The 10,571-nt window shown below is 71.7% G+C and carries 8 protein-coding genes; 4 read left to right on the top strand and 4 right to left on the bottom strand.

The genetic code is table 11. From position 1 onward, the window contains the following. Positions 1-132: 132 nt before the first annotated feature. Positions 133-1,947, bottom strand: coding sequence for a 3-hydroxyacyl-CoA dehydrogenase family protein (locus AWZ10_RS02860; RefSeq protein ID WP_060890362.1), 1,815 nt, complete (start codon positions 1,945-1,947; stop codon positions 133-135). Positions 1,948-2,320: 373 nt separating this feature from the next. On the opposite strand from AWZ10_RS02860, the gene AWZ10_RS02855 reads away from it, so the two are divergent. Next, positions 2,321-2,896: an adenylosuccinate lyase gene (locus AWZ10_RS02855; protein ID WP_037703963.1), complete on the top strand. Its 576-nt coding sequence runs from the start codon at positions 2,321-2,323 to the stop codon at positions 2,894-2,896. A 70-nt stretch (positions 2,897-2,966) separates the two neighbouring features. Here the strand turns inward: AWZ10_RS02855 and AWZ10_RS02850 are convergent, their stop codons facing one another. The 3 genes from AWZ10_RS02850 to AWZ10_RS02840 form a co-directional block, all read right to left on the bottom strand. Then, complete coding sequence (locus AWZ10_RS02850) at positions 2,967-3,497, bottom strand: GNAT family N-acetyltransferase (RefSeq protein WP_046702809.1); 531 nt, start codon at positions 3,495-3,497, stop codon at positions 2,967-2,969. A 69-nt stretch (positions 3,498-3,566) separates the two neighbouring features. Further along, on the bottom strand, positions 3,567-5,138 hold the full coding sequence (locus AWZ10_RS02845) for an alpha/beta hydrolase (RefSeq protein WP_079104278.1): 1,572 nt from the start codon (positions 5,136-5,138) through the stop codon (positions 3,567-3,569). Positions 5,139-5,286: 148 nt separating this feature from the next. Then, complete coding sequence (locus AWZ10_RS02840; protein WP_046702807.1) at positions 5,287-6,330, bottom strand: Rv2578c family radical SAM protein; 1,044 nt, start codon at positions 6,328-6,330, stop codon at positions 5,287-5,289. A 209-nt stretch (positions 6,331-6,539) separates the two neighbouring features. On the opposite strand from AWZ10_RS02840, the gene AWZ10_RS02835 reads away from it, so the two are divergent. The 3 genes from AWZ10_RS02835 to AWZ10_RS02825 form a co-directional block, all read left to right on the top strand. Beyond that, a complete protein-coding gene (locus AWZ10_RS02835; RefSeq protein ID WP_060890360.1) occupies positions 6,540-6,983 on the top strand; it encodes an SRPBCC family protein in 444 nt (147 codons plus the stop codon). A 178-nt stretch (positions 6,984-7,161) separates the two neighbouring features. Then, the gene (locus AWZ10_RS02830) at positions 7,162-9,594 is read left to right on the top strand and encodes an MFS transporter (protein ID WP_060890359.1); all 2,433 of its coding nucleotides are present in this window, start codon (positions 7,162-7,164) and stop codon (positions 9,592-9,594) included. 265 nt (positions 9,595-9,859) lie between these two features. Beyond that, the coding region (locus tag AWZ10_RS02825; protein ID WP_159058198.1) for a PAS domain-containing protein at positions 9,860-10,571 on the top strand (712 nt) is incomplete at its 3' end.

Genomic DNA, 10,571 nt, shown 5'->3' with positions numbered 1-10,571 from the left:
CGCACCGGACCGTTCTCTGCCACGGACCGGCCCACCGGGTCGGCGTCCGCCGTGGACCGGTCCGCCCGGGTCTCCCCCGGGCCAGGCGCGGACGCCGGGCCCGGGGGAGACCCGATCCCGTCGCCCGCCTCCTCAGCGCTTGGCATATTCGCGGAAGCCGCGGCCCGTCTTGCGGCCGAGGCAGCCCGCGGCCACCAGGTGCTCCAGCAGCGGCGCCGGGGCCAGCCCCGGGTCGCGGAACTCGCGGTGCAGGACCTTCTCGATGGCCAGCGACACGTCCAGCCCGACCACGTCCAGCAGTTCGAACGGACCCATCGGGTAGCCGCCGCCCAGCTTCATGGCCGCGTCGATGTCGTCCAGCGTCGCGTAGTGCTCCTGGACCATCTTGATCGCGTTGTTCAGGTACGGGAACAGCAACGCGTTCACGATGAAACAGGCCCGGTCGCCGCAGTCCACCGGGTGCTTGCGGACCTTCGCGCACACCTCGCGGACGGTGGCGTGCACGTCGTCGGCGGTCAGGACCGTGCGGACCACCTCGACCAGCTTCATCGCCGGCGCCGGGTTGAAGAAGTGCATCCCGATCACGTCCTGCGGACGCGACGTGGCGCGGGCGCACGCGACGACGGGCAGCGAGGAGGTGGTGGTGGCGAGGATCGCGCCCGGCTTGCAGACCTTGTCGAAGGTCGCGAACAGCTGCCGCTTGACCTCCAGGTCCTCGGCCACGGCCTCCAACGCCAGGTCGACGTCCGCGAAGGCGTCGTACGAGCCCGCCGGGGTGATCCGGTCCAGTGTCTCGGCGGCGGCCTCGACCGTCATCCGGCCCTTGTCGACGGAGCGGGCGAGCGACTTGCCGATACGGGCCTTCGCGGCCTGCGCCTTCTCCTCGCTGCGGGCGGCCAGCACGACCTCGTACCCGGCCTTCGCGAACACCTCGGCGATCCCGGACGCCATGGTCCCGGAGCCCGCGACACCCACCGAGCGGACGGTGCGCCCGGGGACCGTGGCGACGCCGTCCCGCGGCGTCAGCGCGTCCGGCACGACGGTGGCGGAGCCGGGGGCCTCGTAGGAGTAGAAACCGCGCCCCGACTTGCGGCCGGTCAGGCCCGCCTCGCTGAGCTGCTTGAGGATGGGCGCCGGTGCGTGCAGCCGGTCGTGCGAGGCCGTGTACATGGCCTCCAGGACCGTGCGCGCGGTGTCGACGCCGATCAGGTCCAGCAGCGCCAGCGGGCCCATCGGCAGCCCGCAGCCGAGCCGCATCGCCGCGTCGATGTCCTCGCGGGAGGCGTACTTGGCCTCGTACATCGCGGCGGCCTGGTTGAGGTAGCCGAACAGCAGCCCGTCGGCGACGAATCCGGGCCGGTCGCCGACCGCGACGGGCTCCTTGCCCAGGTCGAGGGCGAGATCCGTGACCGAGGCGACGGCCTGGGGCGCGGTCAGCACCGAGGAGACGACCTCGACCAGCTTCATCGCGGGCGCCGGGTTGAAGAAGTGCAGCCCGAGCACCCGCTCCGGCCGCGCCGACTCGGCGGCCAGCCGCGTCACCGACAGGGCGTTGGTGCCGGTGGCGAGGACGGCCTCGGGACGCACGATCGCGTCCAGCTCACGGAAGACCTGCTGCTTGATCTCGTACGACTCCGGGACGACCTCGATCACCAGGTCGGCGTCGGACGCGGCCTGGAGGTCGGTGAAGGTGCGGAAGCGGGCGAGCACGTCGCCGCGCTCCTGCTCGGTGATGCGTCCACGGGTCACGGCGCGCTCGGTCGCGGCCTCCAGCGCGGTGACGGCACGGACGCCGGCGGCCTCGCTGATGTCGATGCCGACGACCTCGCGGCCGGCCCGGGCCAGCACTTCGGCGATGCCGGTGCCCATGGTGCCGAGACCGACCACGGCGATCGTCTTGAACGGGGACTGCGGGGACAGCGACGAGTCGGAAAGGGGAGTGGCCATCGCGGGACTCCAGGATGAGGTGACGGCTGAGGGAAACGCCGCGGGTACGCGAAGAGCGCGCAACCGGCGCGTGGCGTGCGGGTGTGGGGTGGTGCCGGGCTGATGAACGCACACGCCCGGTGCCGTCGCCGCGGGCGTGCACACGCCCGGGGGAACGGCTGAACCGACCGGCCCTGTCCCGAGGCCGAGCCGTACTGGTACTCCAGGTACCGAACCGACTGTGCTCACAACGGCTGCGTCACCAAACCGTCGAGAGCGAACACGAGTGGGTAACTCGCTCGTCTGAGCTTAACCGGTGGGTAACGAGCGCGCCAGCCCCCGTGTTTGTGAGGTACGTCCCCCGAGCGCGCCGGGCGCCCGTACGCTCGATGACATGGACGAGGAGTTGCGATCACTCACGGAGCGTGTGCGGAGCGAGTCGGGGGGCGCGGCGGGATACGAGCGGCTTGTCACGACCGAGTCCACGGACGAACTGGCGGCCCTGCTCATCGAGCCGGGACAGCCCTTGTGGGCGCGGGAGTTGGCCGCGTTCCGGTTGGGTGTCGTCGGGGACCGGCGGGCCTTCGAGGCTCTCGTCCTGTTGCTCAACCACCGGGATCCGCCGCGCTGCGCGTCCGCGGCATACGCACTGGCCCGCCTCGGGGACCCTCGCACCGCGCGCGCGGCGGCCGCTCTTGCGACCAACGAACTCCGCGTCGCCTACGCCCTGCATCCCGTACGCCTGCTCGCCGAGCTCCGCGCCCCCGAGTCCGTCCCGGCGCTGATCACCACACTCCGGCGCCGCCTGAGACCGCACGATCCCTACCGCCGGGTGGCGCTCGCGTGCGTGGAGGGACTGGGGGCCCTGGAGGACGCACGCGCCAGGACCGTACTGAACGAGGCCCTGGCGCATCCGACGCTCGCGGAGGCGGCGGTGCGGGCACTGGCGCGCATCCCCAAGCAGCGGTAGCGCTGCGCTGCCGGGGCCGTGATGCGGCCGCGGGTCAGGTGGGTGCTCGTCGCGTGGTTCCCCGCGCCCCTCACAGGGCGCGTCCGTACCGGACCTCGGGCACCTCGACGCCGTCCGCCTCGAAGGGCTCCTCGACCCCGTCCGGGTGGAAGCCGTGGTGTTCGTAGAAGCGGCGGGCCCGGGTGTTCTCCTTGAGGACCCACAGGAGCATGCGGCCGTGGCCGGCTGCCTCGCAGCGCTCGGCGCACTCCCTCAGCAGCGCGGTGCCCACGCCGGCGCCGAAGTGGCCCGGTCGTATGTAGATCGCGTACAACTCGGCGTCCCCGGTGCGCACGTCGCCTTCGCGGTAGGGGCCGTACGCCGACCAGCCGACGATCTCCCCGGCGCGCTCGGCGATCAGGTTCACCACGGGGTTGCCGGCCTTCGAGAGCATCGCTCGGCGCGTCTCGGCGTCCTTGTCCACGTCCATCGCGTCGAGGTACGACTGCGGGACGAGCCCGGCGTACGCGGTCCGCCAGCCTCCTACGCGGATCTCGGCCACGGGACGGCAGTCGGACAGGGTCATCTCGCGGATGCGGAGGTCATGGGGGGCGTCGTTCATGGCGGCACCCTAGGCGGGGGTGGCCGTGGGAGTCCCGCGGATTTCCGGCGGGACCCCCACGGCCCCGGCTCAGCCGCGGAAGCCCAGCAGCCCGTGCAGCGTCGAGCCTCGGGACGAGGTCGACACGGCCTTCTTGCCCAGCGGCTTCGGGTCGGCGAGCTTCTTGCAGACGGCGTCGGTCTCGCCCTGGCCGCGCGGCACCCTGCCGTCGGTCAGATATGCCGTCAGGTGCTTGTCCAGGCAGGCGTTGCCGCTCAGCGAGATGCCGTGGTTCCCGCCGCCCTCCTCGACGACCAGGCTGGAGCCGCGCAGCAGATGATGGGTGACGACCCCACCCTCGTAGGGGGTCGCCGCGTCGTCCGTCGCCTGGAAGATGAGGACCGGCGGCAGCTCGGTGTTGGAGACGTCCACGGGGTCGAGGGACTTCGTGGGCCAGAACGCGCAGGGCGCGTTGTACCAGGCGTTGTTCCAGGTCATGAACGGCGCCTTCTCGTACATCGCCCAGTTGTCGTCGCGCCACTCGTCCCAGTCGCGGGTCCAGCGCGCGTCACGGCACTGCACCGAGGCGTAGACGCTGTAGCCGTTGTCGCCGGCCGCGTCGACGGCGCCGAAGTTCTCGTACGCCTCGACCAGCGGATCGTCGTTCTTCTTGTTCACGAAGGCGGCGAACGCCTCGGCGAGGTAGGGCCAGTAGCCGTTGTAGTAGCCGCCGGGCATGAACGTGTCCTCCAGTTCGGAGGCGCCCACCCTGCCGTCCGCGGGCTTCTCGGCCAGCGCCGCCCGCATCGCGTACCACTTGGCCTCGATCCTCTCCGGATCGGTGCCGAGCCTGTACGTCTTGTCGTGCTTGGCGATCCAGGCCATCAGCGCCCGGTGGCGGTCGTTGAACGCCTGGTCCTGCTGGAGGTTGCCGTCGTACCAGACCCCCGTGGGGTCCACCACGGAGTCCAGCACCGCACGCCGGACACGGTTCGGGAAGAGCTTGGCGTACACGGCGCCCAGGTAGGTGCCGTACGAGTACCCGAAGTAGTTGATCTTCTTGGCGCCGAGGGCCGCGCGGATGGCGTCCATGTCCTCGACCGCGCTGACCGTGTCGATGTGGGGCAGCACGCCCGCGTACTTCTTGGCGCAGGCCTCGGCGAAGGCCTCGGCGCGCTTCAGGTTGGCCCGCTCGATCTTCGGGGTGCTCGGCAGGGAGTCGGGGCGCACCGACGCGAAGTGGCCCGGCCTGCAGTTCAGTGCGGGCTTGCTCTTGCCCACGCCGCGCGGGTCGAAGCCGATGACGTCGTACTGCGCCGCCACCTTCTTCGGCAGCGAGGACGCGACGAATCCGGCCAGGGTGAGGCCGCTGCCGCCGGGGCCGCCGGGGTTGACCAGCAGGGGGCCCTGGTACTTCTTCGCGGTGTGGGGGACGCGGGACAGGGCCAGCGTGATCTTCTTGCCGTTCGGATCGCGGTGGTCCAGCGGCACTTTCAGGGAGGCGCACTGGAGCGTCCGGTAGGTGCCGGTGGCGCACTTCTTCCAGGCGGGCTTCGCCACCGGCGCGGTGGCGGAAGCACCGCTCGCGCCGGCCGGGACCGCCGTGACCATTCCAGCCAACACGGCGGCGGCACCGCACAGAGCAGCTGCGCGTTTCTTCATCGTCAGGCCTCCCAGGACGGAGGATTTCGGGCCGTGCACTCCACGGCCTTCGTCGCGCATCGTCCCGGACCGCACCCTCCGGAGAACGCCATACACCGAGACTTGACCCGATCGGGGCGGGAGAAGCGCCCGGATGCTCCCCGAGGTGTCAGAGAAGGGTCAGCTGGGTCGGTGCCGTGTCCCCGGCCCTCTCCGGCACGGCCGGCTCGCGCACCGGTATCCGTCTCGGCAGCTCCGCGCGCCGGGGGCCCATGCCGTATTCCTGGGCCAGTTCGTGGACCTGACGGGTGATCTGCCGCTGATACCACTTCGGGGCGTAGGCGCCTTCCGCGTACAGCAGTTCGTAACGCCGTACGAGACGGGGGTGATGGCGTTCCAGCCAGGCCATGTACCACTCGCGTGCGCCGGGCCGCAGATGCAGCACCAGCGGGGTCACGGAGGTGGCGCCGGAGGCCGCGACGGCCCGCACGGTCTCGCGCAGCCGGTCGGGGTGGTCGCTGAGGAAGGGGAGCACGGGGGCCATCAGCACCCCGCAGTCGATGCCGAGGCCGGTGAAGGCGCGCACGACGTCCAGCCGGCGCTCGGGCGCGGGCGTGCCCGGCTCGACCGTGCGCCACAGCTCCTGGTCGGTGAAACCGACGGAGACCGAGATGCCGACCTCGGTGACCTCCGCCGCCTGGCGGATCAGGTCCAGGTCGCGCAGGATCAGCGTGCCCTTGGTCAGGATCGAGAAGGGGTTCGCGTGGTCGCGCAGGGCCGCGATGATGCCCGGCATCAGGCCGTAACGGCCCTCCGCGCGCTGGTAGCAGTCCACGTTGGTGCCCATCGCGATGTGTTCGCCGTGCCAGCGCGGCGAGGCCAGCCGGCGGCGCAGCAGGTCGGGCGCGTTGATCTTCACGACGATCTGCGAGTCGAAGTCGAGGCCCGTGTCGAGGTCCAGATAGCTGTGGGTCTTGCGGGCGAAGCAGTAGACGCACGCGTGCGTGCAGCCCCGGTAGGGGTTCACCGTCCACTCGAACGGCATCCGGGAGGCCCCCGGCACCCGGTTCACGATCGTTCTCGCCCGGACCTCGTGGAAGGTCATGCCGCGGAACTCCGGAGTGTCGAAGGTACGGCTCGTCACCGCGTCCGCCCCGAACAGCGCGGCGTCCCGGGCCGTGGCGGGGTTCTCGGCCAGATGGTCCCAGCGCATGGACGCCTCCTCGGTTGCTCTCGCCCCAGAATAGAACACATGTTCCCTTGATCGTGCGAACTGGTTTTCGAACACCGTGTGGAGGTCTCGTCGGGGGTCCTTCGGGCAGGCCGCGGCGGGCCCTTGGGGCACCCCGATTTGGGCCCTCCGGGCGGGGGGTGGTTGGCTTTCCGCACATCCCCGAGTTACCAAGTGCTGGAGGAAGTGCAATGGCGCAGGTCGAGGCCACGACTGAACGAGTCGTCGCGGCGGACGCGGAGACTGTGTTCGACACCCTGGCCGACTACAGCGGCGCGCGCGGGAAGCTGATGCCGCAGCACTTCAGCGAGTACGAGGTGCGCGAGGGCGGCGACGGCGAGGGCACCCTCGTCCACTGGAAGCTCCAGGCCACCAGCAAGCGGGTGCGCGACTGCCTCCTGGAGGTCACCGAGCCCTCCGACGGCGAGCTCGTTGAGAAGGACCGCAACTCCACCATGGTCACCGTCTGGCGGGTCACCCCGGTCGGCGAGGGCGGCTCCCGTGTCGTCGTCACCACCACCTGGCAGGGTGCCGGCGGCATCGGCGGCTTCTTCGAGAAGACCTTCGCCCCCAAGGGCCTCGGCCGGATCTACGACGCCCTGCTCGCCAACCTCGCCACCGAGGTGGAGAAGTAACGCCGGGGGCGACAAGGATGCCCGATCCAACCGGCGCTCATCCGGGGGGCGTTGCCCCTCTCACCGGTTCGAGTGGATCTCCGTGACGCTCCCCGGAATGCCGTAACTCGTCGCACTTACCGACAGTTGCCGCTTAATGCGGGAATTGTGCGGTAAGTGCGACGAGGGAGCGGTACGCATGGGCGCGATCACACTGGTGAAGGACGAACCGACCACCACACCCGCGACACCACCACCGGCGGACGGGCCTCCCCGAATCGGTCCGCGCCGGATCCGCCTGGTCTTCTCCGCCCTTCTGCTCGCCCTGCTCCTCGCCGCGCTGGAGCAGATGGTCGTCGCCACCGCCCTCCCCGAGATCGTCGGCGAGCTGCACGGTGTGGACCGGATGTCCTGGGCGATCACGGCCTATCTGCTCACCGCCACCGTCACCCTTCCCGTCTACGGCAGACTGGGTGAACTCCGCGGCCGCAAGGGCGTCTTCCAGTTCGCTCTCGTGATCTTCGTGGCGGGTTCCGCGCTCGCCGGGTTCTCCCGGAACATGGACCAGCTCATCGTGTTCCGCGCGCTCCAGGGCATCGGCGCGGGCGGTCTCCTGATCGGTGTGCAGGCGATCATCGCCGACATCGTGCCCTCCCGGAACCGCGGCCGCTATCTGGGCCTCGTCGGCGCCGCGTTCGGCCTCGCCTCCCTGGCGGGCCCTCTCCTCGGCGGCTGGCTCACGGACCACCTCTCCTGGCGGTGGTGCTTCTACGTCAACGTGCCCTGCGGGCTCATCACCCTGGCCGTCGTCACCTTCGCGCTGAGACTGCCGAAGTACACGACCAGGGGCCGCCTCGACGTCCTGGGCACGCTGCTGCTCGCCGTCGCCTCGACCTGCCTGGTCCTGCTGGCCGGATGGGGCGGCACCGCGTACGCCTGGGACTCGCGGCTCGTCCTCGGTCTCGCCGCCGGCGCGGTCGCGGCGACCGTCCTCCTTCTCGTCGTCGAGCGGTTCGCGGTCCAGCCCCTCGTCCCCCCGCGGCTGTTCAAGGACCCGGCCTTCGTCGTGACCGGCCTCGTCGGGACGGCCGTCGGCATCGCCCTTTTCGGCACCGCCAGTTACCTGCCGACCCAGCTGCGCATGGTGGGCGGGATCTCCGCCACCGAGTCGGGGCTGCTCATGGTGCCGATGATGGCCGGCATCGTCGGCGCGTCCGTCGTCTGCGGCCAACTCGTCGCCCACACCGGGCACTACCGGACGTACCCCGTCCTCGGCAGCGCCCTGACCGCCCTCGGGGTGTGGCTGCTGTCCCGCATGGAGACGGACACGCCCCGGCTGCAGTTCGGCATCTGGACGGCCGTCCTCGGCGCGGGCATCGGCATGGTGATGCCGGTCCTGATCCTCGCCGTGCAGAACTCCGTACGCCCCGCCGACATCGGCGCCGCCACCGCCGCCGGCAACTACCTCCGCCAGATCGGCGGCAGCGTGGGCGTGGCCGCGTTCGGCGCGCTCCTCACCGCCCGGCTCGCCGACCGCCTTCCCCCGCGCGCGGGCGCCGTCCTCCCCGACCCGGGCTCCCTCACCCCGGACCTCGTCCACACCCTGCCCGCCCCGCTGCGCGACGCCTACGTCGAGGCCTACGCGGCGGCCATGCCGAGGATCTTCCTGTACCTCACGCCGGTGCTCGTCCTCGGGCTCCTCATCGCCTGCTTCCTCAAGGAACGGACGCCGGTGTCCTTCGACGAGGTCCCCGCCGAGCCCGAGCCCGAGCGGCAGCCCGCGCCCGTGCCCGCGCCCTCCGTCCGGGTTCCGCGGTCGCTCCCCCACCCCTCGGGCGGGGGGACCCCCCTCTCGCTTCGTTCGCCGTACGCCCCCGGCGTCCCCGTCCGCGGCACGGTCCAGCACCCCGACGGCACCGTCGTGCCCCGGGCCGCGCTCACCCTCATCGACGGCACCGGCCGCCAGACCGGGCGAGGTGGCAGTGGCGAGGACGGGCGGTACGCGCTGTCCACCCCCGGGCCGGGGGCGTACGTGCTGATCGCGACGGCCGGCGGTCACCAGCCGCAGGCCGTGAGCGTCACCGTCGGCGAGGGCCCCGTCGAGGTCGACATCGTGCTCGGCGGCGCGGGGCGCCTGGCCGGGGTCGTACGGACGGCGGACGGGCGGGCGGTGAGCGACGCGACCGTCACCCTCACCGATGTGCACGGTGAGGTCGTCGTGACCACCCGCAGCGGGGAGGAGGGTGAGTACCTCATCACCGAGCTGGTCGCCGGGGAGTACATGCTCACCGCGAGCGCCCACTCCCACCGCCCGGCCGCACTCCCCGTCACCGTCCGGGCCGCCCGCGAGACCCGCCAGGACGTCGAACTCGCCGGGGGCGCGGTCCTGCGGGGCACGGTCCGTGCCGGGGCCGGCCGGCCGGTGGAGGACGCGCGCGTGACGCTCCTCGACGCCGCCGGGAGCGTCGTCGACACGATCACCACCGGCATCGACGGAACGTTCCGGTTCGGCGACGTCGCCTCCGGCGAGTACACGGTCATCGCCACCGGATATCCCCCCGTCGCGACGGTGCTCCAGGTCGTCGGCGGTGGGAGGACGGAGCGGGACCTGCAGCTGGGGTACGGGGACTGAGGCCGGCGGCCACGGAAACTCGGGTCCGCAGTTCCGCCGGTTGTCAGTCGGCGGTCAGTCGGCGGTCAGTCGGTGGTCGCCGGTGGTCGGCTGGTGGTCATGTGGGGGGTGTGCGAGTGCTCGTGCGCCGCCCACGTGGCATGCGTGTGCGCCGGAGGCTCCCATGGAGCAATTCGCGTATTGCCACACATCGCGACGCTACGCAGCCGTACGGTAGTGGGGGCGGCGCAGATCTTGCGAGCTGTGGGGAGAAAGGGCCTTGGCCATGGACCGTGGCACCGACACGGGCGCGACTAGCGGCCACGGAGCCGGTGACGGCACGGCGGAGCACGCCGCGGTCGGCCGTATCCCCCTGGCCGTGGTCGTCGTCGACCGCGCCGGCCTCGTGTCGCATTGGAGCACCGGCGCACGCCGGCTCTTCGGCACCGACAGGGACGACGCGGTGGGCCACCCCGCCCTCGACCTGCTGCCGGTCTCCGGCGCCCTCCCGGACGAGGACGACACCCGGGTCCACGGGGCGTACGGCGCCTACGACGCACTCGGCCACGACCTGGAGACCTCCCTCGACGGACACCTGTCCTACCCGGCGGCCGGCCGCGCCCGGGTCACCGTGCCCGGCCGCGACCGGTTGGACGTCCTGTGGTGGGCGTACCCCCTGGTCGGCCCCGGCCGGGAGCGTCTCCTCGTGCTGGCCGCCGACGCCGAGACACTGCGCCGGCGGGACGACGAGCCGGCTGTCGCCGTCGAACGCATCGCGCCCGGCTTCGCCCTGCACACCGACTTCCCCGGCGCGGAGGAACTCGCCCGCAGACTCCCCGAGATCCTGCCCAGCATGAGCGTCGGCGAGAGCGCCCGCATCGTCGCCCAGGTCCTCGAACTGGGCTATCCGGTGCTGGAGTTCAGCCAGAACGCCCGGGTGCCCGTCACCCCCGACTGGGGCGTGCCCCGGCGCGCGGAGCGGCGGGCGCGCCGTGAAC

This window comes from Streptomyces europaeiscabiei, from assembly GCF_001550375.1.
GTDB classification, from domain to species: Bacteria; Actinomycetota; Actinomycetes; order Streptomycetales; family Streptomycetaceae; genus Streptomyces; species Streptomyces europaeiscabiei.
This window is presented reverse-complemented; position numbering and strand designations above follow the sequence as displayed.

Bases quoted from the DNA above. Each gene is read 5' to 3' on its own strand.
- AWZ10_RS02860 (WP_060890362.1), bottom strand. From the start codon at position 1,947: ATGGCCACTCCCCTTTCCGACTCGTCGCTGTCCCCGCAGTCCCCGTTC.
- AWZ10_RS02835 (WP_060890360.1), top strand. From the start codon at position 6,540: ATGGCGCAGGTCGAGGCCACGACTGAACGAGTCGTCGCGGCGGACGCG.
- AWZ10_RS02840 (WP_046702807.1), bottom strand. From the start codon at position 6,330: ATGCGCTGGGACCATCTGGCCGAGAACCCCGCCACGGCCCGGGACGCC.
- AWZ10_RS02850 (WP_046702809.1), bottom strand. From the start codon at position 3,497: ATGAACGACGCCCCCCATGACCTCCGCATCCGCGAGATGACCCTGTCC.
- AWZ10_RS02855 (WP_037703963.1), top strand. From the start codon at position 2,321: ATGGACGAGGAGTTGCGATCACTCACGGAGCGTGTGCGGAGCGAGTCG.
- AWZ10_RS02830 (WP_060890359.1), top strand. From the start codon at position 7,162: ATGGGCGCGATCACACTGGTGAAGGACGAACCGACCACCACACCCGCG.
- AWZ10_RS02845 (WP_079104278.1), bottom strand. From the start codon at position 5,138: ATGAAGAAACGCGCAGCTGCTCTGTGCGGTGCCGCCGCCGTGTTGGCT.